26 protein-coding genes and 1 tRNA gene are annotated in these 24800 nt (G+C 64.2%); 13 read left to right on the top strand and 14 right to left on the bottom strand.

All coding sequences use genetic code 11. The features are described 5' to 3' along the window. Positions 1 to 6 precede the first annotated feature (6 nt). The gene (gene cbbX / locus KBY70_RS08745) at positions 7 to 957 is read left to right on the top strand and encodes a CbbX protein (RefSeq protein ID WP_254988201.1); all 951 of its coding nucleotides are present in this window, start codon (positions 7 to 9) and stop codon (positions 955 to 957) included. A gap of 7 nt (positions 958 to 964) precedes the next feature. On the opposite strand, the gene dnaA is transcribed toward cbbX, so the two are convergent. Beyond that, complete coding sequence (gene dnaA, locus KBY70_RS08740; protein WP_254988200.1) at positions 965 to 2356, bottom strand: chromosomal replication initiator protein DnaA; 1392 nt, start codon at positions 2354 to 2356, stop codon at positions 965 to 967. Between the two features lie 96 nt (positions 2357 to 2452). Here dnaA and KBY70_RS08735 point away from each other — a divergent pair, with 96 nt between their 5' ends. The 3 genes from KBY70_RS08735 to KBY70_RS08725 are packed head-to-tail and all read left to right on the top strand — an operon-like array spanning position 2453 to position 4910. Continuing rightward, positions 2453 to 3577, top strand: a complete 1125-nt coding sequence (locus tag KBY70_RS08735; protein ID WP_254988199.1) for a trypsin-like peptidase domain-containing protein — start codon at positions 2453 to 2455, stop codon at positions 3575 to 3577. Positions 3578 to 3585: 8 nt separating this feature from the next. Next, a complete protein-coding gene (locus KBY70_RS08730) occupies positions 3586 to 4203 on the top strand; it encodes a TIGR04282 family arsenosugar biosynthesis glycosyltransferase (protein ID WP_254988198.1) in 618 nt (205 codons plus the stop codon). Continuing rightward, the gene (locus KBY70_RS08725) at positions 4194 to 4910 is read left to right on the top strand and encodes a TIGR04283 family arsenosugar biosynthesis glycosyltransferase (protein WP_315859715.1); all 717 of its coding nucleotides are present in this window, start codon (positions 4194 to 4196) and stop codon (positions 4908 to 4910) included. The genes KBY70_RS08730 and KBY70_RS08725 overlap by 10 nt, the downstream gene beginning before the upstream one ends. Here the strand turns inward: KBY70_RS08725 and KBY70_RS08720 are convergent. Then, positions 4907 to 5395, bottom strand: a complete 489-nt coding sequence (locus KBY70_RS08720; protein WP_254988197.1) for a GNAT family N-acetyltransferase — start codon at positions 5393 to 5395, stop codon at positions 4907 to 4909. The genes KBY70_RS08725 and KBY70_RS08720 overlap by 4 nt on opposite strands. 93 nt (positions 5396 to 5488) lie before the next feature. On the opposite strand from KBY70_RS08720, the gene KBY70_RS08715 reads away from it, so the two are divergent. After that, positions 5489 to 6235 carry an alpha/beta fold hydrolase gene (locus KBY70_RS08715; RefSeq protein WP_409996045.1) on the top strand — a complete coding sequence of 249 codons (747 nt, stop codon included), beginning with the start codon at positions 5489 to 5491 and terminating at the stop codon, positions 6233 to 6235. Position 6236: 1 nt separating this feature from the next. Here KBY70_RS08715 and KBY70_RS08710 read toward each other — a convergent pair whose 3' ends face one another. Together KBY70_RS08710 and hisG are read right to left on the bottom strand one after the other, a co-directional pair. Then, a complete protein-coding gene (locus KBY70_RS08710; protein WP_254988196.1) occupies positions 6237 to 8036 on the bottom strand; it encodes an ABC transporter ATP-binding protein in 1800 nt (599 codons plus the stop codon). Beyond that, a complete protein-coding gene (hisG, locus tag KBY70_RS08705; RefSeq protein ID WP_094559854.1) occupies positions 8036 to 8686 on the bottom strand; it encodes an ATP phosphoribosyltransferase in 651 nt (216 codons plus the stop codon). The genes KBY70_RS08710 and hisG overlap by 1 nt, the downstream gene beginning before the upstream one ends. A 52-nt stretch (positions 8687 to 8738) precedes the next feature. Between hisG and gloB the strand changes: the two genes are divergently transcribed. Further along, entirely contained in the window at positions 8739 to 9482 is a 744-nt protein-coding gene (gene gloB, locus KBY70_RS08700; RefSeq protein ID WP_254988194.1) for a hydroxyacylglutathione hydrolase, read from the top strand. Positions 9483 to 9489: 7 nt separating this feature from the next. Here the strand turns inward: gloB and KBY70_RS08695 are convergent, their stop codons facing one another. Then, complete coding sequence (locus KBY70_RS08695; RefSeq protein ID WP_254988193.1) at positions 9490 to 10671, bottom strand: ABC transporter ATP-binding protein; 1182 nt, start codon at positions 10669 to 10671, stop codon at positions 9490 to 9492. Positions 10672 to 10682: 11 nt separating this feature from the next. Here KBY70_RS08695 and KBY70_RS08690 point away from each other — a divergent pair, with 11 nt between their 5' ends. Then, the gene (locus KBY70_RS08690; protein ID WP_315859713.1) at positions 10683 to 11084 is read left to right on the top strand and encodes a Rid family detoxifying hydrolase; all 402 of its coding nucleotides are present in this window, start codon (positions 10683 to 10685) and stop codon (positions 11082 to 11084) included. A 21-nt stretch (positions 11085 to 11105) separates the two neighbouring features. On the opposite strand, the gene KBY70_RS08685 is transcribed toward KBY70_RS08690, so the two are convergent. Continuing rightward, positions 11106 to 11297 carry a hypothetical protein gene (locus KBY70_RS08685; RefSeq protein ID WP_254988191.1) on the bottom strand — a complete coding sequence of 64 codons (192 nt, stop codon included), beginning with the start codon at positions 11295 to 11297 and terminating at the stop codon, positions 11106 to 11108. A 560-nt stretch (positions 11298 to 11857) separates the two neighbouring features. Here KBY70_RS08685 and KBY70_RS08680 point away from each other — a divergent pair. Beyond that, a tRNA-Pro gene (locus KBY70_RS08680) sits at positions 11858 to 11931 on the top strand. Positions 11932 to 12687: 756 nt separating this feature from the next. Here KBY70_RS08680 and KBY70_RS08675 read toward each other — a convergent pair. Together KBY70_RS08675 and KBY70_RS08670 are read right to left on the bottom strand one after the other, a co-directional pair. Next, positions 12688 to 13446 carry a KilA-N domain-containing protein gene (locus tag KBY70_RS08675; protein ID WP_094559848.1) on the bottom strand — a complete coding sequence of 253 codons (759 nt, stop codon included), beginning with the start codon at positions 13444 to 13446 and terminating at the stop codon, positions 12688 to 12690. A 73-nt stretch (positions 13447 to 13519) separates the two neighbouring features. Further along, the gene (locus KBY70_RS08670; RefSeq protein WP_254988190.1) at positions 13520 to 13966 is read right to left on the bottom strand and encodes a hypothetical protein; all 447 of its coding nucleotides are present in this window, start codon (positions 13964 to 13966) and stop codon (positions 13520 to 13522) included. Between the two features lie 103 nt (positions 13967 to 14069). On the opposite strand from KBY70_RS08670, the gene KBY70_RS08665 reads away from it, so the two are divergent. The 4 genes from KBY70_RS08665 to KBY70_RS08650 all read left to right on the top strand — a co-directional run bounded on the left by KBY70_RS08665 (position 14070) and on the right by KBY70_RS08650 (position 15284). Further along, entirely contained in the window at positions 14070 to 14204 is a 135-nt protein-coding gene (locus KBY70_RS08665) for a type II toxin-antitoxin system HicB family antitoxin (protein WP_254988188.1), read from the top strand. Positions 14205 to 14350: 146 nt separating this feature from the next. Further along, positions 14351 to 14545, top strand: a complete 195-nt coding sequence (locus KBY70_RS08660) for a HepT-like ribonuclease domain-containing protein (RefSeq protein ID WP_094561740.1) — start codon at positions 14351 to 14353, stop codon at positions 14543 to 14545. 206 nt (positions 14546 to 14751) lie between these two features. Further along, positions 14752 to 14895: a hypothetical protein gene (locus KBY70_RS08655; RefSeq protein WP_254988184.1), complete on the top strand. Its 144-nt coding sequence runs from the start codon at positions 14752 to 14754 to the stop codon at positions 14893 to 14895. Positions 14896 to 14903: 8 nt separating this feature from the next. Then, a complete protein-coding gene (locus KBY70_RS08650) occupies positions 14904 to 15284 on the top strand; it encodes a type II toxin-antitoxin system PemK/MazF family toxin (RefSeq protein ID WP_198953915.1) in 381 nt (126 codons plus the stop codon). Between the two features lie 53 nt (positions 15285 to 15337). Here KBY70_RS08650 and KBY70_RS08645 read toward each other — a convergent pair whose 3' ends face one another. Continuing rightward, positions 15338 to 16360 carry an ArdC family protein gene (locus KBY70_RS08645; protein ID WP_254988181.1) on the bottom strand — a complete coding sequence of 341 codons (1023 nt, stop codon included), beginning with the start codon at positions 16358 to 16360 and terminating at the stop codon, positions 15338 to 15340. Between the two features lie 258 nt (positions 16361 to 16618). On the opposite strand from KBY70_RS08645, the gene KBY70_RS08640 reads away from it, so the two are divergent. After that, complete coding sequence (locus tag KBY70_RS08640; RefSeq protein WP_254988180.1) at positions 16619 to 17257, top strand: HNH endonuclease signature motif containing protein; 639 nt, start codon at positions 16619 to 16621, stop codon at positions 17255 to 17257. 45 nt (positions 17258 to 17302) lie between these two features. On the opposite strand, the gene KBY70_RS08635 is transcribed toward KBY70_RS08640, so the two are convergent. From KBY70_RS08635 to KBY70_RS08615, 5 genes are read right to left on the bottom strand one after another with little or no spacing between them, the layout of a single operon-like run. Continuing rightward, entirely contained in the window at positions 17303 to 17860 is a 558-nt protein-coding gene (locus tag KBY70_RS08635; protein ID WP_254988179.1) for a hypothetical protein, read from the bottom strand. Positions 17861 to 17898: 38 nt separating this feature from the next. Further along, positions 17899 to 18507, bottom strand: coding sequence for a hypothetical protein (locus tag KBY70_RS08630; protein ID WP_254988178.1), 609 nt, complete (start codon positions 18505 to 18507; stop codon positions 17899 to 17901). Next, the gene (locus tag KBY70_RS08625; protein ID WP_254988177.1) at positions 18504 to 20582 is read right to left on the bottom strand and encodes a 3'-5' exonuclease; all 2079 of its coding nucleotides are present in this window, start codon (positions 20580 to 20582) and stop codon (positions 18504 to 18506) included. The genes KBY70_RS08630 and KBY70_RS08625 overlap by 4 nt, the downstream gene beginning before the upstream one ends. Next, entirely contained in the window at positions 20582 to 23431 is a 2850-nt protein-coding gene (locus KBY70_RS08620) for a site-specific DNA-methyltransferase (RefSeq protein WP_254988175.1), read from the bottom strand. Before KBY70_RS08620 ends, KBY70_RS08625 begins: the two co-directional genes overlap by 1 nt. Position 23432: 1 nt before the next feature. Next, positions 23433 to 24668, bottom strand: coding sequence for a hypothetical protein (locus KBY70_RS08615; protein ID WP_409996041.1), 1236 nt, complete (start codon positions 24666 to 24668; stop codon positions 23433 to 23435). Positions 24669 to 24800: the final 132 nt, after the last annotated feature.

Below are 24800 nucleotides of genomic sequence, written 5' to 3'. Positions count from 1 at the left end.
CCCCTTATGGGATCTGATCCCGACAGCCCGATTGCTGCTCCGACAGTCTCGGACGACACCGCCATCGACCTGCAGTTGGCCTACGAGAGTGCCGGGATTCAGGAGATGCTCGATCAGCTCGATCGGGAATTGATCGGTCTGCGGCCCGTCAAGGCCCGCATCCGCGAGATCGCCGCCCTGCTGGTGGTGGATCGGGCCCGCCACCAGGTGGGGCTGGAGACCACCCCGCCCAGCCTGCACATGTCGTTCACGGGACGGGCGGGCACGGGCAAAACCACCGTGGCCGCGCGGATGAGCAAGATCCTGCATGGGCTGGGCTACGTGCGCAAAGGCCACGTGGTGACCGCCACCCGCGACGACCTGGTGGGTCAGTACATCGGCCACACCGCTCCCAAGACTCGTGAGATGCTCAAAAAGGCGATGGGTGGGGTGCTGTTCATTGATGAGGCTTACTATCTCTATCGCCCTGAAAATGAGCGTGACTATGGCGCCGAGGCGATCGAAATCCTGCTGCAGGTGATGGAGAGCAATCGCGACGATCTGGTCGTGATCTTTGCAGGCTACAAGGAGCGGATGGATGTGTTCTACCAATCCAATCCTGGCCTTTCCTCGCGGGTGGCCAACCACATCGATTTTCCCGACTACAGCGCCGCTGAACTGTTGGCCATCGCCCAGTTGATTCTTGCCGCTGAAAATTATCGGTTCAGTGAGGAGGCGGCAGCTGCCTTTGCTGACTACATCCAGCGGCGCATGCAGTTGCCGTTTTTTGCCAACGCCCGCTCCATTCGTAATGCCATCGACCGGGCTCGGATGCGCCAGGCCAATCGGCTGTTCAGCCGCATGGGCACGCCGCTCACCAAGCTCGATCTGATGACGATTGAGGCCGAAGACATCACCGCCAGCCGCGTGTTTGCCGGTGAAGTGGAAGGGCTTGATCCTGCCCGGCCGCTCACCTAAGGCCCGACTAACGCCGCTTGCGGGAATCAATTTGCAGCAGGTCGCGCACCTGCTGCACTTGGCGGGAAAGGGCTGGGTCGCTGTTGAGTTTGCGGTCGATCTGCTCCACGGCGTACATCACTGTGGAGTGATCCTTGCCGCCGAAGGCTTCGCCGATGCGCGGCAAGCTGAGGTTGGTGCTCTGACGCATCAGGTACATCCCCACCTGACGGGCCTGGCTCACGGCCCGCTTGCGGCTGGCACTGCGCATCTCCTCGACGCCCACGCCAAACACCTCGGCCACCTTCTCCATCACCTGGCTCGGTTTTACTTCCACATCGCCGCCGGCAGGATCGAGCATCGGCGCCACCGATTCCACCGTCATTGGCAGACCGGTGATCGAGGCGAAGGCCACGGCGCGGGTGAGAGCGCCTTCGAGTTCGCGGATGTTGGAGGTGAAGCGGCCGGCGATGAACTGGATCAGGTCGCGGGGCAGAACCATCTGCTCCTGCTCGGCCTTCTTGTGCAGGATCGCCATGCGGGTTTCCAGGTCCGGGGCCTGGATGTCGGCGATCAGCCCCATCGAGAAGCGGGAGATTAGCCGCTCCTGCAGCCGGGGGATCTGGGACGGGGGCCGGTCGGAGGCGATCACGATCTGGCGCCCCGCCTCGTGCAGGGCGTTGAAGGTGTGGAAGAACTCCTCCTGGGTGTATTCCTTGCCTTCGATGAACTGGATGTCGTCGACCAGGATCAGATCGGCGGCCCGGTAGCGGTCGCGGAAGGCCTGCATGCCGTCCTTGCGGATCGCCTGGATCAGATCGTTGGTGAAGGTTTCGGTGCTCACGTAGAACACTCGCGCCTCGGGATTGATCTCCAGGCGGTAGTGGCCGATCGCCTGCATCAGGTGGGTCTTGCCCAGCCCTACCCCACCGCAAAGAAACAGGGGGTTGAACTCCCGGCCGGGGGCCTCGGCTACCGCCAGGGCGGCGGCGTGGGCCATGCGGCTGTTGGGTCCCACCACGAAGCGGTTGAACACATAGCGAGGGTTGAGGCCTGGTGCCAGCTTGCGGGGCGTTTCGCCGGTGGCGCGGGGCGTGGCGGATGGCCCGGCGGGGATCACGGGGGCGGTGGACCCATGGGTTCCATTGCCGCCAGCGGCGATGACGTCATCGCCGCTGGCGGCGCTGACCAGCACCTGCACCGGCCGGCCGGCGATTTCACTGGCGACGGCCTCGATCGTGCCGAGATAGTTCTTGCGCAGCCAGCCGCAGGCAAAGCTGTTGGGCGCTTCTAGCTGGAGCTGGTTGGCACTGAAGCCCTCGCAGCGGGCCGGGCGGATCCAGGTCTCGAAGGTGGGTTTGCTGAGGTTGGCCTGGAGCGCCTGCTGAACCTGGTGCCACAGCTCGTCTCCCTGCTGCACCGACCGCGCCGTTTCGTGGGTGCTGAATCTACGCGTGGTGTGGCGGCCGAGCCGTCTTTAATGAAACGGCTTCCGACCTGGCCCCACGCCGCCCCCATGCCGCGCCTTTCCCCCCCGTGCCGAGCTGCGCTGATTGCTCCCGTTGCGCTGCTGCTGGTGGGTTGCAGCCAGGGTCTGCCTGGTCTGCCGGGCCGCCCTGGTGCCCAGACGCCGATCAGTGATGCGGCTCCCACGCCGCCGCTGCAGCAGGGCAACTCCTTGATCGTGGATGCGGTGGCCAAGGTGGGGCCGGCGGTGGTGCGGATCGACACCGTCAAGCGCCTGGTGAACCCCCTGGGTGGGCTGTTCGGCCGCGGGCCCACCATCCAGCAGCAGCAGGGTCAGGGCTCGGGCTTCATCACCCGCTCCGACGGGGTGCTGCTCACCAATGCCCACGTGGTGGAGGGGGCCAGTGAGGTGACGGTGACCCTGCCCGATGGCCGCAGCTTCAATGGCAAGGTGCTGGGCACTGATCCCCTCACCGATGTGGCCGTGGTGAAGGTGGTGGCCTCCAAGCTGCCGGTGGCTCCCCTGGGCGATTCCGCCAAGGTGCGGCCTGGCGAGTGGGCCATCGCCATCGGCAACCCCCTCGGCCTAGACAACACCGTGACCGCTGGGATCATCAGTGCCATCCAGCGCACCAATGCGGTGGGTGAAGGACAGCGGGTGCCCTACATCCAGACCGACGCGGCCGTGAACCCCGGCAACAGCGGCGGACCCCTGATCAACGACCGTGGTCAGGTGATCGGCATCAACACGGCGATTCGCCAGGCACCTGGGGCGGGCCTGAGCTTCGCGATCCCGATCAATGTGGCGCGCCAGATTGCGGCACAGATCCTGGAGAAGGGCTCCGCCAGCCACCCCTACATCGGCGTGCGGCTGCAGGCCCTGACGCCCCAGCTCGCCCGGGAGATCAACGCCAGCACCGATGAGTGCCGCCTGCCGGAGGTGAATGGCGTGGTGGTGGTGGAGGTGATTCCCGGCAGCCCGGCGGCCAAAGGCGGACTCAAGCCCTGCGACCTGATCGATCAGGTGGGCGGCAAGGCAGTGAAGAACCCCTCCGAGGTGCAGCTGGCGGTGGATCAGGGCCGGGTGGGCCAGCCTTTAGCTGTGTCGCTGCGCCGTGGCGATGAGCGGCTGACCCTGCAGCTCAAGCCGGCGGAGCTGCCGCGCCAGGGGTGAGGGCGGGGATGGGCCAACCCGCTGGCAGTCAATTGATCGTGATGGCCCGTTGGCCAGCCCCGGGGCGCTGCAAGCGCCGACTGGCGGGTTCCCTCGGCGCAGCGGCGGCGGCCCGGATCCAGTCTCGGCTCACCAGCCACACCCTGGCGGTGGCCCGCGGCGGGCGCCGCCGGCTGGGCTTTGAGCTGGTGCTCGCGGTGGATGGGTTGGCGGGGCGGGCCGCTCGCCGCTGGGGTGTGGCGCTGGGAGCCGATCGCGTGCAGCTGCAGGGCCCCGGCGGGCTGGGTTTGCGGATGCAGCGCCAGGTTCAGCGGGCGTTCCGCGCCGGGGCCCGGCAGGTGGTGGTGATCGGTAGTGATCTGCCCCAGTTGGATGGCGATGACCTGGTGGCGGCGTTTGCGGCCCTGGAGAGCCGCGCGGCGGTGCTCGGCCCGGCTCATGATGGGGGCTACTGGTTGCTCGGGCTGCGCCAGCCGCAGCCCGCCTTGATGGCGGGCATCGCCTGGGGCACTCCCAGGGTGCTCACGCAGACGCTGGCGGCGATCGACCGTCTGGGGCTGGAACCGGCACTGCTGGCGCCACGGGGCGACCTCGATTGGGCGATGGATCTGCGGCCGTGGCGCTGAGCGGTTCGCCGATTGCGGTGGTGATCGCCGCGCGCAACGAGGCGCCACGGTTGCCGCTGTTGCTGGCCGACCTGGCCGCTGCTCCCCAGCTGGTGGGGGAGATCCTGGTGGTGGACGGCGCCAGCGACGACGCCACCGCCCGGGTCGCCGCGCTTGCGGGGGCGGCGGTGCAAGCCAGCTCCCCTGGCCGGGGCCGGCAGTTGGCCCTGGGTGTGGCGAGCACCGAATCCCCCTGGCTGTTGTTGCTGCATGCCGATGCCCGGCTTGAGCCGGGCTGGGATCGGGCGGTGAGGGTGGCCCTGGGCCTGCCAGACGCCGCCTGGTATTTCGATCTGGCCATCGCCGCTGCCCAGCCCGCCCTGCGACTGGTGGAGCTGGCCGTGGCCCTGCGCAGCCGCTGGCGCCAACTGCCCTATGGCGATCAGGGTCTGCTGGTGCCGCGTCGCCTGCTGGCGCGGGCCGGGGGGGTGGCGCCGATCCCGTTGATGGAGGATCTGGAGCTGGTGCTGCGCCTGCGGCACTTCAGCCAGCTGCGGCCGCTGGGGGCCCGGCTGCAGGTGGATGGGCGCCGCTGGCAGGCGCTCGGGGTGTGGCAAACGGCGCTGGCCAATGCCCAGCTGCGGCGCTCCTGGCGGCGGGGCATTCCGCCCGAAGCCTTGGCGGCCCGCTACTACGGCAGCGCAGTGCGGGAGCGGCGGCGGGGTTAGCGGGCGTACCAGAAGGCGCAGCGCCGTTGCAGCGGTTCGAGCTCCCAGCCCTGGGCGGCGTAGAAGTCCACCACGTCGGGGTCGGCGAACAGGCTGACCCGATCCACCTCCATCGTTTGCAGCTGGTCGAGCACGTAGACCATCAGCTGCTTGCCCAGCCCGGCCCCCTGGTAGAGGGGGTGCACTGCCACATCCCAGACCGTGGCTTCCACCACGCCATCGCCGGTGCAGCGGGCGAAGCCCACCAGCTTGGGAAGGCGTGGGTCGTGACGCCACAGGCCCACCCGCAGCAGGCTGTGTTGCAGCGCCTTGCGCACCCGCCGCATGGGGCGGCGGCTCCAGCCCACCGCGTCACAGAGCTGCTCCAGCTCGATCAGGTCGATCTCGCGATCGCAGCTGAGCACCAGGCTGAGCTGGGGATTGGGCGTGGGGCAGAGCCGGTGCTGCTCCCCGTAGAGGCTGGTGAGGAGCTCGGCCGAGGCCACGACGGGCGGGTGCAACGCAATGGAACGATCCTGCCCGATGGCCGCCCAGGGGGCGCTCGCCGGGCCAGCCTGGTGCCCCCGATCGTCGATCTTCTGGAGCACGTCGATTTTCTGGAGCACGATGTCTCACGTCCGTTGCTGGTGGCCCTGCATGGCTGGTTGCTGGCCGGGCGGCTCTGGCGGCCGCTGGCCGCCGAGCTGGCGCCGAGCTGGGAGCTCTGGGCCCCCGATCTGCCCGGCTTTGGCCAACGGCCTCGGCCGCTGAGGCTGCACGCCAATCTGGCCAGCTACGGCCGCTGGCTGGCCCAGGCGGCCCGGGAGCAGGCCGGCGAGCGCCCGATCGTGTTGCTGGGCCATTCCCTGGGGGGCAGCGTCGCCTTGCATGCCGCGCCCCATCTGGGGCCGCAGCTGGTGGGCCTGGTTCAGATCGCCGCCGGGGGTGGCGTCTACCAACCGCGGGCTTTTGCCCAGGTGCGACGCGGCGGTGCCCTGTTTCTGCGCTGGCGCCCCGGCTGGCTGGCCGAGCTGCCCGGCACTGACCCCCTGCGCAGCCCGCTGCTGGCCGAGCGTCGTGCCGCCCAGGGGCTGCTGGCCTGCAGCACAAACCGCGGCGCCGTGCGTCAGATCCCCCAGCTCACCGCCCAACTGCAGGTGCCCAGCCTCTGGATTGCCGGAAGCCGCGATCAGGTGATGGCGCCGCGTTACGTGCGCCATCTGGCCGGCTATGCCAACCAGTACCAGTTTGTGGAGCTGGCCGGAGCGGGGCATCTGCCGATGCTCCAGATGCCCGAGCAGCTCGCAGGCACGATCGGCGACTGGCTGCAGGATTGGCTTGGTTGAGTTAGAGGGCCGCCAGCCCTCGCTCCTGCAGGTCGGCCAGCTGGGCATAGAGACCTCCCGCCCGCTGCAGTTCGGCGTGGGTGCCCTGCTCGATCAGGTGGCCCTTGCGCAGCACCAGGATGCGGTCGGAGGTTTCCACCGTGGCCAGGCGGTGGGCGATGACAATGGCGGTGCGCTGCTGGAGCAGTCGCGCCAGATCGCGCTGCAGGGTCGCCTCGGTGGAGGGATCCATGAAGGCGGTGGCCTCGTCCATCACCAGCACGGATGGATCCCGGATCGCCACCCTCGCCACGGAGAGCAGCTGGCGCTCGCCCGAGGAGAGGTTGCCGCCCCGTTCGCGCAACGCCGTGGCCAGGCCGTCGGGCAGGCGCCGCAGCAGGGGCTGGAGGCCCAGCTCGCCGCAGATCCGTTGCAGTTCGTCGCTGCTGATCTGGGCATCAAGGCGCAGATTGTCGGCCACGTTGCCGCTGAACAGGAAGGTGTCTTGCAACACCACACCGAGGCGCTGGCGCAGGGTGGGGATGGGCAGCTGCCGGATATCGATGCCATCGAGCAGAATGCGCCCGCGCTGGGGCTCATAAAGCCGGCAGAGCAGACGGATCACGGTGGTTTTGCCGGAGCCGGTGGGGCCCACCAGGGCCACGTGCTCCCCAGGGGCAATGCGGAACGAAAGGTCGGTGAGGATCGGGTCGTCGTCGCGGTAGGAGAACGACACGTTCTCGAAGATCACCTCGCCGGCACTGGCACGCTGGCTGCCGCTGGCAATCGCCGCCGCCGTGCGTTGAGCCGAGGGAAGCTCGGCAATCTCGATCGGCTGCTCGAGCAATTCGCCGATGCGTTCCACAGCGGTGAGCCCGCCTTGGATCTGGGTGAAGCGCTCGGCCAGCTGGCGCAGAGGGTCGAACAGGCGCTGGGAATAGAGGATGAAGGTGGTGAGCGTGCCCAGGCCCATGGCGCTGCCCAGCACCATCCAGCCGCCCAGGGCCAGCACCACCGCGACGGCGCTGAGGGCCACCCATTCGATGAAGGCCGAGATGGCGCTGTCGAAGAGGATCGTGCCGCCGACTGCTTCGCGGTAGGCGGCCGTGACCTGGGCAAAGCGGGCGCTGTTGGTGGCCTCCCGCCGGAACATCTGCACCACCTCGAGGCCCTGGAGGTTTTCCTGCAGATCGGCGTTGAGCTGGCTGAGCTCCTCGCGCACGCGGTAGTTGGCCTTGCGGTAGCGCCCCTGCAGCCAGAGGATGCCCAGCACCACCGGCACCTGGCTCATGAGCAGCAACAGGCCCAGGCGCCACTCGATCAAGATCATCGTGACGGCGATCACCAGCAGGGTCACCAGGTCGGCGAGCACGCCCACGGCGCCGCTGCCGAACACCTCGGCCAGGGCATCGACGTCGCTGGTGAGCCGGGTGAGCAACTTGCCCACAGGGGTGCGGTCGTGGAACCGCAACGACAGCGCCATGGCGTGGGCGAACAGGTCGTTGCGGATCCGGGCGGTGAGCCGCTGGCCGACGGCCTGAACGTTGAAGGTCTGGATGCCCTGCAGGCCCAGGCGCAGCAGCACCGCCAGCAGCAGCAGCAGCACCAGCAGCCTCATGGCCTCGGGCACCGGCAGGCCGTCGAGCCAGCCGAGGGTGGGCTCGCGCCGCAGCACGGCGATCGCCTGGCCCACCAGCAGGGGCTGCACGGCGGCGGCGAAGGCCACCGGAATCAGCAGCAGCAGGGTGAGGCCCAGGCGTCGGCGGTCCCGGCTCAGGTAGGGCAGCAGGCGCAGCAGGCGCTGGCGGTCGAGGCGCGCCATCAGCGGCCCTGGGGTGCTGCGGCCACCAGTCCGAGCCGATCGATGATCCCCTGGAGTGGGCCGTCGTCGAGCCGGAGGGCCAGGGGGTGACCCACCAGCCGGGCGGTGCTGTGGAACAGATCTTCAATCGCCACCAGGCCGTTTTCCTCCAAGGTGCGGCCGGTGGCCACCAGGTCGACGATCGCCTCACTCATGCCAGTGATCGGGCCGAGCTCCACCGATCCGGCCAGGTGGATCAGCTCCACTGGCAGATCGAGGGCATCGAAGAAGGCCTGGGCGCAGCCGGTGAACTTGCTGGCGACGCGGCAATGGGCGGGCAGATCGGCGGCGCGGCGATAGCCGCTGCTGGCCTTCACCGCCACACTCATGCGGCAGCCGCCGAAGCCCAGATCCAGCAGCTGGGCAACCGGCAGCTGGTGCTCACGGATCACGTCGTAGCCCACCACGCCCAGCTGGGCCTGGCCGTAGGCCACATACACGGGCACATCGGCATTGCGCACCAGCAGCGCCCGGGCCTGCCCGCAGGCACTGGGCACCATCAGTTGGCGGTTGCCAGGCTCGAGCAGGGCCGAGAAATCCAAGCCGGCGGCGGCAAAGCGGGCCACCGAATCCTTCAGCAGGGCGCCTTTGGCCAGGGCAACGGTGATCATGCCTGGGCTGCAGCGGTGATCATGGGGGAACGCCACAGGCTGGACTTTAACGATGCCCCAACTCCGCGTCGGCCTGATCCCGGTGCTGCACGACAACTACGTGTTTGTGTTGCAGCGCCAGGGCCAGGCCGCCGTGGTGGATCCCGCCGTGGCTGAGCCTGTGTTGGCCGCCTTGGAGCAGCAGGGGCTGGAGTTGGTGGCGATCCTGCACACCCACCACCACAGCGATCACATTGGCGGCACGCCGGGGCTGCTGGCCCGCTGGCCCGGTGCGGCGGTGCTGGCCAGCCGCGACGACCAGGCTCGCATCCCGCTCCAGACCCAGGGGTTGGTGGATGGCGACCGGTTTGACCTGTTGGGTGAGACGGTGGAGGTGCTGGCCGTGCCGGGGCACACCCGCGCCCATATCGCCTACTACTTGCCCATTTCGGGGCATCTGTTCTGTGGCGACACTCTGTTTGCCGCAGGCTGCGGGCGGTTGTTCGAAGGCAGCCCGGCCCAGATGCAGGCCTCGCTGCAGCGCCTCGGCCAGCTGCCCGAGGCCACCCGGGTGTGGTGCGCCCACGAGTACACCACCTCCAACCTGCGTTGGGCCGCCGCCACCGTGGCGCCCGGCGATCCCTGCGCTGCGGCGATCCAGCAGCGGCTTGCGGAGGTGTTGACAGCCCGGGCTCAGGGGGAGCCCACCATCCCCAGCACGGTGGGGCTGGAGCGCGCCACCAACCTGTTTCTGCGTGCCGGCAGCGCTGAGCAGTTGGCTGCCCTGCGCAGCAGCAAGGACCACTGGGCGGCCTAGGGGCGGGTCAGGGCTGGGGGGCGGCCAGCACCTGCAGCGGCACGCGGGTCGGGAAGAGCACCCCTGGGGCCCCGGGCCGTAAGGACAGCTGGCAGCGCACCCCGCGGTTGTATTCGGCGTCGAGGGGCAGCCGCAGCCGCAGCCTCAGGTGATCGAGCTGTACTTGATAGAGCCATTCCCGGCCCAGAAACTCACGCCCCTGCACCCAGGCCTGGCCGTCGGGGTCGGGGCGGAGCTGGATGGCCTCGGGGCTGATCAGCACCTCCAGCGGCTCCTGGGCTTGCTGTGTCGCGCCCGTCGCCAGGCTCGCTTCGCCTGGGCTGGCGATCAGGCAGCCGAGGACTGTGTGGAGGCGATCGCCCTGGCGCTCGGCTGGCAGCAGGTTGCCTTGGAGCACGAACCGTCCCACGAAGGCCGTGGCGGGCTGCTGCACCAGCTGCCGTGGACTGGCGCACTGGTGCAGTACCCCATCGCGCAGCACCGCCACCCGATCGCAGATCGCCAGCGCCTCTTCTGGGTCGTGGGTGACGATCAGACCGCTGGCGCCACAGCGGGAGAGCACGGCGGGTAGTTCGCTGCGCAGGCGCAGCCGCACCTCCACATCGAGGTTGGAGAAGGGTTCATCGAGCAGCACCACCGACGGCCCTGGAGCCAGGGCGCGGGCCAGGGCGAGGCGCTGGCGTTGGCCGCCGGAGAGTTCGTGGGGATAGCGGCTTTCAAGCCCCTTGAGCCCGAGCAACTCCAGCAACCAGCTGGCCCGGCTGCTGTCCTGGCCGCGCCGCAGCCCGAAGCAGGCATTGCGCCAGGCATCGAGGTGGGGGAACAGGGCGTAGTCCTGAAACACCATGCCAACGCCGCGGCGCTCGGGTGGCAGCCAGCGGCCAGCTCCGGCGACGGTGCGGCCATCGATCGACACCGAGCCGCGCTCGGGCCGCTCAAAGCCGGCGATCAGCCGCAGCAGGGTGGTCTTGCCACAGCCCGACGGGCCTAGCAGGCCCACCAGCTCCCCCTGGCCCAGGGCCAGATCGATTCCCTGGAGGGTCCACTCGTCGGGGGCGGTGTTGGCGTAGCGGTGCCAGATGTCTTTGAGTTGCACGTGCTCACGCAGCGGCAACTCAGCAGGGATCAGCTCGGTGAGGGGGCTGGCGATCGGCGCAGGGCCAGCAAGGGCCATAAGCTCTCCCTTCATCCTGACCTGGCATGAGCCCATCGATGCAGCTGGAAGCCGTGATCACCGCCGAAGCCCCGGCGCCCGTGGGCCCTTACAACCAAGCCGTGAAAGCCAGCGGTGTGCTGTATTGCTCCGGCCAGATCGCCCTGGATCCAGCCACTGGGGGCATGGTGGGCGGTGGTGACGTGGAGGCTGAAACCCGCCAGGTGCTCACCAACCTCAAGGCCGTGCTGGAAGCCGGCGGCAGCAGCCCCCAGCAGGTGCTGCGCACCACGGTGTTTCTGGCCGATCTGGGCGATTTCGCACGGGTGAATGCGATTTATGCGGAGATGTTCGGCGAGGGGGTGTCCCCGGCCAGGGCGTGCGTCGAGGTGGCAGCGTTGCCGAAGGGCGCCCGGGTGGAGATCGACGCCATCGCCCTCAGCGCCTGATTCCAGAAAGGCGGATGCTGCTCAACCCGGCAGATCGAGGGGACAGTCCATCAGGTTGGCGGCCTGGTCGTCGACAGCCCTGAGGCGCTCGAGGATCGATTGCAGGTCGAGCGCTGAAAGTTCCCCATCTCGCCCCCACTTCATGACGGATCGGCCGATGTCCGTGGAGTCGCCGGCCCGAGTGGAGAAACCATTGCCGGAGTCCATCGCCATGGTTGAAACCTCCGTGTGTCGGTTTCAACACTAGCCAGGGAGTGGAGGGTTGTCTGCCCCTCGGAGCGGGGGCAGCTGATCAAACAGGTTCCCCTGGATCAGCGTTGCCCAGGCGGCGGGAGCCTTGATTGGCGCTAAGGCCTTTGCGACCCGGCGCCGCGAGGCAGCGGGCTTGGGCGGCAGATCGGGCTCCGTGCGCAGCCATGGATTAGCTCTGAACACGGCGTAGGGAGAGGAGATGGTCATGGCGCCTGCAATCGGTACACCTGTACTAGCAGCTTTGGCTATCACCGTCAAGCACCGTTGGCTTGTCCGGGATGATGGAGAGGAATGGCTCAGGTTTTGGTGTGAAGCTGCTCGAGGGCTGGCGTGTGTGGTTGCTGGTGCTGGTTCTCAATGTCCTGGCTGGTGGCCTGTGGTTTCTTGATCGGGACGTGGCGCGCCCTGCCCCTGGGGGCAGCCTCTGGGATGCGTTCCGTTCTTTGGGCGGTGGTTGAGCCCTGCCGCATCGGCTCCACCGCTGTCGCCTGGCGCACGCCGCCCCCCTAAGCTCCCAGCAACGGGGCGTGGCGCAGCTTGGTAGCGCGGGTGCTTTGGGAGCACTAGGTCGCAGGTTCGAATCCTGTCGCCCCGACTGACTTTTCACCGATTGACCAAGGGCCATGTGAGCAAACAGGTGAGCAAATCACCGGTTTGCACGCCTCCCGTTCAATGAAAATCCTTTCCTGGTCTGGCCGGCCATGGTTCCAGCCCTTGGCTTCGCTCTGCTTGTGAGCATGGCCGCGGCAGTGGCCAACTCGACCAGTCGTTGAGCCTCGCGCCAGCCAATGGTGGTGTTGTGCATATCCGGTGCCAGGCCTTTCGTGGCAGGGCTTCTCGCCCAGTGCTCCGGAGCGTTTGCACGAGGAATTCGGAGAAGCAGCCTCTGGCGGCAGTGGGAGCAGCAGCTCCAGATCCGGCTGACCATGGCCACGGCAAAGGCCGATACGAGCGGTTGGGTTCTGCCCACGTGGTTGTCCTGCAACAGGGCACAGCCCTCTGGCTCCAAGAGCAACGCCAACTAGCCAGGTCCTTCAGTCGTGAGGTCGCTCAACGCAGAGCGCTGAATCGAAATTCATCTGGGATTTGCTCACCCATGTGAGCAGCGCCCTCCCCTATTGGGGCAGATTCCGCCGGCTCCAGCCGGTGATGGTTGACTCCACGTTCTCCAGATGCCACTGCAACGGGCCTCGGCCTTGAGTGCATCCCCAGCGGCGGTAGTGCTTGCCAGGAACCAGAACCCCCCGCAGCCTCAGCTTGCGGAGGGTTTCACGGCTCATGCCCAGGGATGCACACGCTTCTAGGGTGCTCATCCAGACCCGCTGACGGGCCGGTGTTGCGGTGCTGTCCATCAGCTCCCCGCCAGCTGTGCTTTGAATCCCTTCAGCGTGTCGAGGAGCCAGGAACGGCGGTAGCTCTTCACCTGACGGGGAGCGCCATCGACGAACTGCTGGCGGCATGGCGGCTCCTTGCCGAACTCCTGGCGGTAGGCCTGGGCTACGAGCTTGCCTGCTGAGCAGAACTTTGTGCGCGGCAGCACCTGCTGGAACACCTCCAGCCAGGCATCGCCCAGGGTCAGCTCATCGTCTGCATTGATGGCGGGCACACCCCCTGAACTCGCGGTGAGAACGCTGCTGCGCACGATGTCCTTGAACAGGAGCTCGTCCCGCTGATCGAGGCCGCCGAGCTTCTCGAACAGGGCGACGCTCTGCTCCACCAAGGCGATCACCTCGGCTTCCCTGAGCCTGGGTGGGGGCGTCATCACCGGCGCCGGCTGAGCCTGCTGGAGGCTCTCCAGAAACCAGCCGTCCATCCACACCGCAAACGGTGCGCTGATCCAGCGGGCCAGGTCGACCGCGACCTGGGGATGGACCCAGGTGCCGCCGCCACCGGCACCGCCGGAGCGGGACTCAACAAGGGCGTGGACGGAAATTCCGGCCACGCTCTCCAGGGCGTCCAGATACAGCTGGCACCGGTCTGACTCGCGGTAGTCCTTCCAGCGCTTGCCATTGGCCTTGCACATGGCCGTGGCGTTGACGTAGCCATCGGTGCTGCGCCGTGCGATCGGGGTGCCGTTCCAGGAACGGGACACCAGGGTGTGCGTCTTCATGGGAATGAAAGCTTCGGTGAACTGGGCCAGGCGTGGTGGGGTGAGGCCCCAGCTGCCTGTGGTGACGGCAACGTCATGGCAACTCCTCCCGCAGCAGCGCCATCACCGCGGGATCCCAGAGGATTTGCTGGCCGCGTTGGCCCCGTGCGCAGGTGGGCAGGGGCTGGCCCCAGTCGCGTCCGACTTCGGTGAGCTGCCAGTCATCCAGGTCATTGCGCACCTGCAGGCCGCAGGCCGCCAGTCCGCGGTTGGTATCCCTGATCGTGCAGCCCAGCCGCTCGGCCTGCTGTTCCGCATTCAGCCGTACCTCGAGTGGCTGGGCTCCCAGCTGGCGGTGCCGATGGTCTGAGGCAGCAGGGTCGCAATCGTGCAGGACCTGCAGCAGCGGAGCCAGGCGCAGACCGGAGCTGGTTTCGATGTCGGCGAGAGCGGCAGCGAGGGCATCGGACTGCCGGACGCCGGTGAGCTCGATGATGTCTTCGGCGATGCGTAGCACCGCCTTCGCGGCCTGGGTCTTCATGCCATCCGGAGCTGGCGGTGGCGGTTTGAGGGAGGCTGGGGGGCTTCGTCACAGAGGCCAGCCCCATGCCTTGCCTGAACGCAGGACAGAGAGTCAGGCCGGCATGAGCTACCGCATCCGCCTGCTTGCAACCGAGGAAGGCTGGGCCGTGAGCCGTCTCGACCTGACTGGCTGTAACTCCCAAGGCAACACCCTGGAAGAAGCTCTCCTATACATCCGAGAAGCCATCAGCCTCTAGCTTGAAGTGGAAGCTGAAGAGGGTGGCGTTTGCAGCGTGAAGACTCTGGAACTTGCATTTTAAATGCAGTTTCTACCGAGTATCAGACAGAAGGAAGCCTTGAGGGTTTTTCTCAAGCTGGCACTCTGAACATGCGAATTTAGGTGTTGAAACGCCTGCTTGAGGCCCTTCAGTCCATCGAGGCGATTGAGCGCTTCATTGAGAACTACACCCTTGATCACTACCTTGACGATGAATTAATGCAATCAGAAGTCGAACGTAAGTTCGAAATCATCGAAGAGGCCCTCAATCGGGCCCTGGATGCCGATCCCAGCGTTCTTGAGCTGCCTGGATGTTGCTGAATGCGGCGCCAGCCCCGGCGTGGAGCAGTTAGAGGGACTGGCATCCAAGCAGCGCGATGGTGAAACGGCGATTAACGTTGGGGCCTCAGCCCTTGCGGTTGGCGAGAGCCGCTGCCGTCATGACCCCAGCCGACCAAGCCACTCAAGAGCCTGGGACTCCCTTCTCCATTCGCCGCCGGCAGCGCGGTGGCAGACGGGTCATGGCTGTGAGCAGCTCTGTGAGCGCCATGGAGGCCCTGCGGGCCCGCATCCGGGCCCAGAGCAAAACGGTGGCCGAGCACATTGCCGCTGACCCTGAAGCCAAAGCCTTCATTGACGACTGGGCCACTCCTGAGCCCATCTCCCGCTGAAGACCAGCGTGGAACTCAAGGCCGGGCAGATCGTTACCGTTGACTGGCGCAAGGATCCAGACGATCCAGCCCAGGATCCCCAGCCCCCTGAGCCGAACAAGCTCCGCCCGGCAGTGGTGGTGCAGGACACCGAGCTGTTTGACCCCGCTTACCCCACTGTGCTGGTGGTGCCGATGACAGGCGACCCTGCCCTGGCGATCCCCGATCTGACGGTGGTGCTGCAGCCCAGTCCCAGCAACGGCTGCAAGAAGGTGAGTTACCTGCTCCCGCAGAACCTGACCTGCGTGGCGAAGACGCGCATCACCGCAGCCACCAAGTCAACAATCACACCAGCCGAACTGCAGCTGCTGCGCCAGTTGGTGGTTCTGACCATCGGCGGCCTGAGTTAAAGCCCATCGAGGCCAGCAGGTGAATGCCAGTGGCTGGGCCTTTGCTACCAGCCTCAACAGAGGCAAGCCGCAGCCGATTCCGGTGCCTCCGGGCAGATGAGATCAGCAGCCCGGCGGGCATCGCCGAGCACCTGCAGCAGCACCCGCGGCGATTCCTTGAGCAGCTCCACCCAGTGGCCTAGATAATCAGCGTGATTGGCCATGGCGCTGCCGATCTCGAGGCGATCGCCCAGCAGCACCGCCCCCAGCTCGGCCACCAGCTCTTCGCGGGCATAGGCCCGGCCGCCATTGCCATCGGCCCCCATGCCGCCGGAGAGATCCCGGGCCAGGCGGGAGCTGTGGCCTGAGGAATGAATCGCCTCATGGGCCCAGGTGGAATACAGGGCCCCTGCTGAATGGAAAGCGGCACGCTCCGGCAACTGGATGCGATCGGGCCCCGGCAGATAACAGGCTCGATCGCCGCCAAACCGCACCTCCACGGGCCAGCGGCTCAGCACTGCTTCTGCTGCCGCCAGCCGCTCCGGCTCGGGCCTCACGGCAACCCCTTCTGCCGCCCGCCGCTTCTGGATCAGCCCCTCCAGTGCCTCACCCTCCAGATCCCCGGCATTGAAGAGCGCCACCGGCCGGTAGCTCACCCAACTCCTCCCAGCATCTGCCGACGACCTGAATTCATCACCGCCACCGGAAGCAGCCCCATGAGCAGAGCCTGGCTCTGACAGCCGGCCTTCTCCCAACTGATGCACCTGGGGCCGCAGCACATGCACCGCCTTGCTGCCCTTGCGGGGAAAGATCCCCAAGGCCTTGGCCTCGGCAAAGCCGCACCAGTAGGGCAGGGCTGATCCCCGCAGGTGCATCCCCAGGGTGAGCAGCACCGGATTGCTCCCGCGGTAGCGGCGCCCTGAAAGCAGATTCACGTGATGCCCGCCGGCGGCGGCATCCCACTCCCGCCGCCAGGGAGTGGTGCCCGCTTCCAGCAGGGCGATCAGGGAGGCGACCAGCTTTTCTTCTGGCGAGACCTTGGAGGCAGCAGCAGCCCTGGGAGACCGGGCAGAGCGTGATCGGGAAGCAACAGCCACGTGTAGGCAAGCGCAGGACCGCAAGCGCCAGCGCGGCCAGCGTCAAGGGCCGGCCGCAGCACTTACTGAATCCAGTGCCCATGGCGTCCCATTTCTGGTGGCGGGCCGGCTTGCGCAGCCCTTGCGCGGTCGCGCACGCTGAGGACTCCTGCGCGACGACTTATTAGGTCTTCAGCCGGAACGCGCCCCCCCAGGCCTGTGCTCGTCGGGTTTGTCGGCCATAGGCTGCTTGGCACAGCAGGCGAGTGCCCCGGCGCCATGGAGCTGAAGTTCCGCGTCATCCAGTCGAATGACCGCGGGCTAATCACGAAGCAGGGTGATCGCACGTATGCCCGACGCGGACCTGCGAGAGGAGAAGATTTCCTTGACCTTCCGACCCTGTTCATCTGGGTCAGTGGCAAAGACCGCTACCTCGCCCGCTGCTGGACACAGTGGACAGGCGAACGGCTTGGGGATGACTTCATTTATGTCGTCAGCCGATTTCGCGATGTGATCGATCTCCATGGAGATACCCGGTATCACCAGTGGTGCTCCAAGCAGCTCCGCTCAGAACTCTGGACACTGGAGCGAGCAGCCCTGAACCTGGCTGGGGTGAGCTGTCCGCCACCAGAGGCTGTCTACGAAGGGGATAGACACAGAACCGCGATTTATCTGCATAGAAGAAAACAACGTCTGCGCGAGCAAACGCCGGAGCTGAGCCATGAAGAAAAGGAGCGGATCCAGCAGATTTACGACCATCGGGACAGGCTCAATCAAGCGACAGGATTCATTCAGTACCATGTGGATCACATCATTCCTCTCGCAAAGGGTGGCCAGCATCACCCAGACAATCTCCAGGTGATCAGCGCCAACGACAATGCCCGCAAAGGAGCCAAGGTGCTGGCCCCGATCGAGTAGGCAGGTGGCAGGCAGGCATGACAAGCAAACCCTGCCTCAGGCTCCTTAGAGACTTTCCATCAAGCCCTTCATCTGACCCTGCTTATTAGAGTATCTTTCGTGGTCGTCAAGGATCATCTGCCAGCTTGGGTAGGGATATTTCTGGAGCCTCCTCCAAGACTTCTTGACCAAAGTGCATTCATTCGGAATGTCCGTCTTGATGACTTCCCAGAAGGCGAGAACCATCCATCCCCACGATGCCGATTTCCAGGGAACCAGAGCCTGTTCTGCCTCCCAGAACTCGGGCGGGTGATTGATCAGCTTGCCATCGATCTCCCTGGGTCGGATCTTCAGGTGTAGAAGCTCGTGGCGTAAAACGTGCTCGATGACTGGCTCAGGCACGTCAGGGCGGTTGAACAGCGAGTGGAAGAAGATATCGCCACCTGGTTTCCCCTCTTCCCAGCGGATGCAAGCCAGGGTCTCCATTGCTTGGAGGCTGAAGGTGACAGGACCGACTGAATCCAGCTCCATCTCATGCTGGATCCTGGCCAGCAAGGCCAGAACGTCAAATGAAAGGAAGCTGATCTCGGGGTACCCAACGGGCTTCTTGCGTGAGAGAGCCATGAGGTACCCGTTGACTGAAGATCAATAGGGTTGGGGAGTTATCCAGCTTCAATGCTGTTGCTTTTGGTGATGCCCGCGAAACCCATCACCACCGGTGGCTGCATCGGCCGGAGTTGCTGGGCGGCGGCCTCCAGAAAGGCCACCAGGATGGTGATCAGCAGGATGTAGTCGCGCAGGAAGCGAGCTGGAGCCTTGCTCTCTCCAGCGCTGCCGTTGGGCTGAAGCTGCTCATTGAGGATGCGCTCCAGTGGTCCCCAGAGGGGATTTTCGCGGGCATGCCGGTAGCAGTCGCCAAGGGGCTGTTGATAACTGGCCTCGGCGAGGGAGGCCACGGTGGTTGTGTGCGCGAAGGCATTGCGCACTTTGCGAAGCGTATGCAGCGCCCGCTCCACCTGGTGGTTGATCAGGCCCAGCCGTTGGGCCAGAGCGATGCGGGCCCCGAAGGATCCCAGTGGGCGATCGGTAAAAAAGAGGGTCTCGCTGCCTGAGGGCGGAGCGAGGACCGCTTTGAGCAGGACTTCCAACGCAGCATCCACGCGGGCAACACCCACCAGCACGGCACCTCGGCCTCGTTCCTCAAGCATCTGCAAGGCGATGCTGCGGGCGGATTCGGCGACCCGCAGAGCCTCTGGCGTTGGTTGGTTCACCCGAGCAAGTCCTCCACGAATTCCGAGCAGGTGTCACCGCTGGTGATCAATAAGTGGTCACGGGAGCGGGTGCAGGCCACGTAAAGCAGATGACGTTCGGTGGCCACCACCTCTTCCAGGTCGCTGTCGTCGGTGAGGGCTTTGATGCGTTCGGCGTTGGGGATGATGTCTTCGTCGCAGGCCATCACCACCACGGCACGGAACTCCAAGCCCTTGGCCAGGTGCATGGTGGAGAGGGTGGCTTTGCTGCCCAGGCGCATGGCTGTGGGCTGCAGCTGCTCGTAAGGCAGGTCGGCCAGCTCCAAAGCGGCCTGGGCGCGCGCGAGCTCCTGGGGGCTGCGCACGAACACACCGAACTCCCTTGCGGTGAGGCCTTCCGCCAGACGCTCCTGGATCCAGCTGGCCACCGCTTCGATCTCGCTGTCGTGGTCATCGCATTCGCGGATGTCTGGATCAGGCCCGCTGATCACCGACACAGCCCCGCGACGGTCCTGCATGTTGCCGTCTACATCGCGGGATTCGGGATCGAGCAACTGATCGGCCTGCTGGCGGATCTGCTGGGAGGTGCGGTAGTTGATGCGCAGGGTGCGGGAGCGGCCGCGGATGTCGATGCCGTATTGGCTCCAGGAGAACGGCTGCTGGAAGATCCGCTGCCCCAAATCACCTGCGAAGAACAACGCATCTGGCCCGGTGCCGGCGATGGCCGCGAGCAGACGCAGCTGGGCGGCAGTGATGTCCTGGCATTCATCCACCACGATGTGTTGATAGGGGCGGGCGCCGGTGCGCCGCAGCTGCTCGGCAGTGCGGTGGAACAGTTGGTGTTCCGTGATCAGGTTCTGGGCATCCAGCTCCTGCATCACTTGCAAAAAGCCCTCCCAGAGCAGGCGGCGCTTGGCCTCGTTGAGGCGGCTCTTGCGCCCGAGGCGGCGCACGTCGCGGTAGCTCTCCCACTCCTGCAGGTGAAAGGCGTCGACGATGTCGCGGAACTCCTCCACGCTGAATGCATCGCCGTAGATCCGGCTGATCTCGGCCGGTGCGTGGCGGCGGATCAGAGCGTCGAGATCCTCTGCAGGGATGCGGTTGGGTTTGCCCAGGTGGGCGGCGTGCATGCGCTCACCCAGCTCCTGCATGGCCAGCACATCCAGCCGTTCCACCAGGGCTGGTTCGCCGTCAACGAGGCGATGCAGCTTCTCCTGGAGCAGGGCTGCCAGAGGGGCCGAAAAGGTTGTGAGCAGCACCCGAGCCTCGGGGTTGGCGCGGGCCAGATGGACGGCACGGTGCAGCGCCACCACGGTTTTGCCGGTGCCAGCGGAGCCCTGCACCCGGGTGGGGCCATTGAAGGAACGCAGCACCCAGTCGCGCTGGGAGGGATGGAGGAAGACGATCCACTTCTCCCAGGGGTATTCGAGCGCGCGGGCTAGCTCTTCTGCGCCGGTGACAACTCGGAAGCGGCGTTGGGCGTCGGGGTGCTCGTAGGGGTTGCCCTTTTCGGGATGCACCACCTCTGGCTTGGGAGGCGTGGTGCCAGTGGCCAGGTCGATGATCGCCTCTGCTGCCTCACCGGGAAGGTGGGAGGCGATCACCAGCAGCATGTCGTCGTCTGCTGTGCGCACGTCGGGGATCCACTCGGCTGGTACGCCGTAGCTGAGTAGCTCGTCCTCTGAGAGATTGGAGAGAGGCCGCTTGGTCTCTGGAGCAGGGGCTGGTTCGCTGGGGACGTAGAGGGGGATCTGGATCTCGCGAACGGTTTCGCGGATCTCGACGATCTGGGCAGCGCCGGTGACGGGGTGGGTTTCGATCTTGCGACGTGTGGCCCAGTCGTAGGCGGCGTCGTGGTGGTCGACGTAGCAGAGCATCACACTGCTCTCGACGCGGTGGAAGATCAGGCGGATGTCACGGCTGGCTCGAGCTGACCAGAAATTCTTGTCCTTGATGTTCTCCAGCCGGTGGCACTGCAGCCCCGGTGTCGCTGGGTTCATCTGCAACTCGAATGCCGCGACTTTCGCAGCCCGTTGCTCCTCTCCATTCAGGCGATCAAGGCTGCCCTGAAAGGTGTCGGCCAGCAGAAACTGCATCAGGCCACCCGATAGACCTTCATGACCTCATCGCCTAGGTGATTGATCACCTTAACCGCGATACGACCAGTTGATGGCTTGGCAAAGGGAATAGAGGTGTCGCTGTTCAGGGACTCCCAGGCATCTGCATCAATTTCAGCCTTGAGGGATGTTTTGAGGCTCTTGTAGGGATCGTTCTGGCCAAGGAAGTAGGCCTGCCTCACAAAGAAGCTCTCGCCGTTGTAGTCGCTGTCAATGAACCAGCAGGCGATGGTGGCAGGTTCGTCGCTGCGCACCTCTCCTGTTGATGGATCAAAGACGTCGACGCCATTGATCTTCACCAGGATCTGGGTGTCTGAGACATCCAGAATGTCGATATCCGGCTCGCCGAAGATCACGAACAAATTGCCCTTTCCAGTGTTCTTGAGATCAGGCTGCATGTGCAGATCTGCGTTCATGCGGGCCTTGAGCACCGGAAGAGGACCAAGCTTGTCGAACTCAGTGGACTGGGCTTCGTAGTTGAAAGCGCAGCTGATCAGAACATCAAGGCCAGCATCGGCGCACTCGCGAGCGGCTTCCACAAGGTCGACACGGGAGACCGTGCCAAATTCGGGACCGATGAAGATGCCGGCTGTAATGAGGACGCCATCAGCATCACGGTAGGAACCCTTGCCAGCGATGTAGCTGCCAGGCCAACCATTCAGTGATTCAAAACTGATGCGGTCTTCCTTATGTGCTTGCTGTACCCCCGCCACACGGAGCGTACCGAGGACCATCTGAGCAAAGTCAGTAGCTCCTTCTGCAGTCGCTCCTTGCTTGTGAGGATCAATCAATGAGTCGTCGTCATTGACGATCATGGTGCGATGAGGACTCAGGCTCTCGACAGTGAAAGGACCAGCGACGCGAACCTTCTTTTTGTCCTCGTAAGGCTTGTCATAGAGGTATTCAGACTCTGCCTTAGCAGCTATGGACTCGTCGATCTCGCGCTGCCTGCTGATACGTGCCCTCCACCAGTCAGCGTGAAGTGCTTTCGTCGCATCGGACCAATGGTCCAGACTCTCTCTCGGTATCTCCCACTCCTGCCAATCCTCAAGGAGTGAGGCGTTTAGCTTCTCGCGTATTTGTTCTAGATCCACTAGCCACTTGCTCCAGATTACATCAATTTCTGCGTTGTTGGCGATTGAGCCAGACGTAATGTATGCACAGCGGCGGTAGACGAAGCCATGTCTGATTTTGCCTTGGACTGGCTGAGCTATCGGCACGGTGCGCGTTACCTCAGCTTCTTTGTCCTTGCCTTCACAAGAATCAGATAGCAGATAAAATGGATAACGCGCACCCATCATTCGTGTACGGGCGAGCGCCAAGGCCACACGCGATGTATCAATTGTGATCCAGCGGCGGCCCCATTGCTCGGCTACAGTCGCTGTAGTTCCAGAACCACAGGTCGGGTCGAGAACGAGGTCTCCTGGGTCAGTGACCATAAGAATGCATCGCTCGATAATTCGCTCATTCGTCTGCACGACATAAACCTGATCAGGTGCTCCTCCAAGTCCATCCCACCAGTTTGAAATGCCCTTGTATGGGAAGTCCTGCAGATACCGCTTGAAGTCAAGGCTTGTTCGGGAACGGACCAATCTGCCAGCTGCCAGATTGCGCATCATTCCGCTCAAGCCGGATGCCGGCTGTTTGGACGTATGACTCCAGCATCGGCCCTTCGGAGGATGAGTCACCACACCCTTAAAGTTGACACCATCCATTTGAGACGACCTTTCTCCACCATTGGTAATAGGCCATGCTCTAAAGAGCCGTCCCCCTGGAAATTGCTGTTCAATTCGTCTTGGATAAGCGCGGAAGTCAAGCTTTTCGCCGTTCGCATCGGTAAAGTTTTTCAAATTGATTATGTCGCCATTCGGGAGCTCGATCCGTGAGAACTCATCCACGGTTTCACTGTCGAGCATACGCTCCTCGTAAAGAGTCCTGAACTTGGTTTTCTTGTCAGCGCGCTTAGATTTAGAATACCAAAGAATAAAGTCGTTAACGGGGTCCATAAGCGAAGATTTTTGGCTTCCTTTCTTCTTTACGACGATCTCCGTAATTGCGTTTCCATCTCCGAAAACTTCATCCATGACTGCACGGATGCGGTGAACATTATCATCGCCAATCTGCACAAAGATGGAGCCTGAATCAGTGAGGAGATCGCGAGCAATTACTAGACGATCACGAAAGTATGAGAGGTAGCTGTGAATCCCGTCTCGCCAAGTATCTCGAAAAGCTTTTACCTGTTCGGGTTCTCGTGTGATGTTATCGCTCCTGCCATCCTTAACATCTCGACTCGTTGTCGACCACTGAAAGTTGCTATTGAACTTGATCCCATACGGTGGATCAAAGTAAATGCACTGTACCTTCCCGCGTAGCCCCTCCCTCTCGGCCAGGCTCGCCATCACCTGTAGGGAGTCTCCAAGAATCATTCGGTTCGACCAGTTCTGATCATGCTGATAGAACTCAGTCTTGGCCTCCTCTGACGGTAGACCATTGAACGCCGAGAACAGATCAATCTGTTCAGCATCGCCAGAGCCACCTTGCTTGCTTCGCCGCTTCAGGTTATCAATGAGCACCTTCGGGTGAATCTTCTCCTGGATATAAAGGGGTGGTGCATTCACCACCAGCGGTGAGTCATCCAGCAAATCCTTACCGCGCCAGATCAGCTGCGGGTCCAGATCAGGATTCCGTCGCTCATAGGCCACCTGTAGCGGAGTTTTTTCTTGATTGCGCACCATCGTCTGGTACTCAGCCGGTGGGATGTTCCGGCGCGAGGCATCGTCGTGCACGAAGCTCTCGATCTGCTTTTCGCTAGCGGGCTTCTTCGGCATCTCAGGCCACCTCCACGGTGAGTACAGAATCCAGGACCTGGTTCACTTCCTCCTCTGCGGCGCTCGACAGCTGATCCTCCATGACCATCGGGTCTCGGAATTCAGCAAAGGCCCAGCGTCCAAACTTGCCTGTGTTGTTGATGCCAGGCACCCAGTAGGTCTCCATGGTGTTCTTCTTCTCTTTGGCGTCTTCGCCCCGATAGCCCTTCACTTCACACACGAGTTGCAGGAGATCATCCTCTCCTCGGCCGTCGTCCACCACCACGATGAAGTCTGGGATGTATCGCCGAGGAACACCGGCCATCTGATAGGGAACCTCAAAGCCCATGGATTGGTTCTTGACCCAGCGGCGCACCTTGGCATGGGCATCGAGCACCCGGCAGAACTCTTGCTCCCAGGTGCTGTCACAGATGGCCCAGTTCACCTGACAGCGGCGTGAATCGGTCTCCCAGCGCAATGTCTTGGCGGTATTGAAGTTCACGTCCATGGTGCTGCCAGTGGGGTTGTAGGGGTCGAGGATCGCTAATCGTTTCCGGCTTTTATCGGCGCTCACCACAATCGCTGAGAGCATGCGCTCACAAGCTCTGTCTGCAATCTTGCGATAGACCAGCTGGCCGTGGTTGGTACCTCCCTTGCAGACGAGGCACTGATCCAGCCACTCACGAACCACCTTCTTCAACTTGAGAATCAGGTGCGTCTTGGGGACTCCATCGCCATCGGCTGGCAGCTTGGTAAGCACCAAATGTTTGGCCAGATGGAGGATCACCGTTGATTTGCGGAAGTCCTTGATCCGCTCCGGCGTCAGCTCGATGCCTTCTCCGATGATCCCCTGGTTGCTGGTAATTGTTGGCCCCACCAGTTCAGGCTTGAGCTCCAGGATGTGGTCTTCCGTGAAGGTCGCCTTCACGTCCTCATCAGGAAGTTCCACGCGATAGCCGATCACGTTGGGGAAGGTGATCTCCTGGCGATCGCGGTCTGGGGTGATGGCCTTCACCTGGATCGTTTTCGGTGGTGGCTTCACCGGAGCTCGCACCGCCTGGGCTGTGAAATCGAATGGGATGCCCAGGATGTCGGCATATTCCACATCGAAGCGACCGGTGTCGGGATTGAGTTGGTAGTTCTGGCGCCGCAGGGCACGGCCTACCACTTGCTCACACAGCAGCTGCGTGCTGAACGCCCTCACCCCGAGCACATGGGTCACCGTGTTGGTGTCCCAGCCCTCAGTGAGCATCGCCACCGATACTGACGTGGACCCCGGCAATCGGTCCAGGGTGAATGAGAGTCCTCAGCCGGCCAGACTGGGCCGGGGACTTCACCATGAAACGCACCAGGCACACCGCGGAGCAGATCATCCGCAAGCTGAAAACGG

The sequence above is a fragment of the Cyanobium sp. ATX 6E8 genome (genome assembly GCF_024346335.1).
In the GTDB taxonomy this organism is placed as follows: Bacteria; Cyanobacteriota; Cyanobacteriia; order PCC-6307; family Cyanobiaceae; genus Cyanobium_A.
Note: the sequence above shows the minus strand (reverse complement) of the source record. Positions and strands in the feature narration are given on the sequence as shown.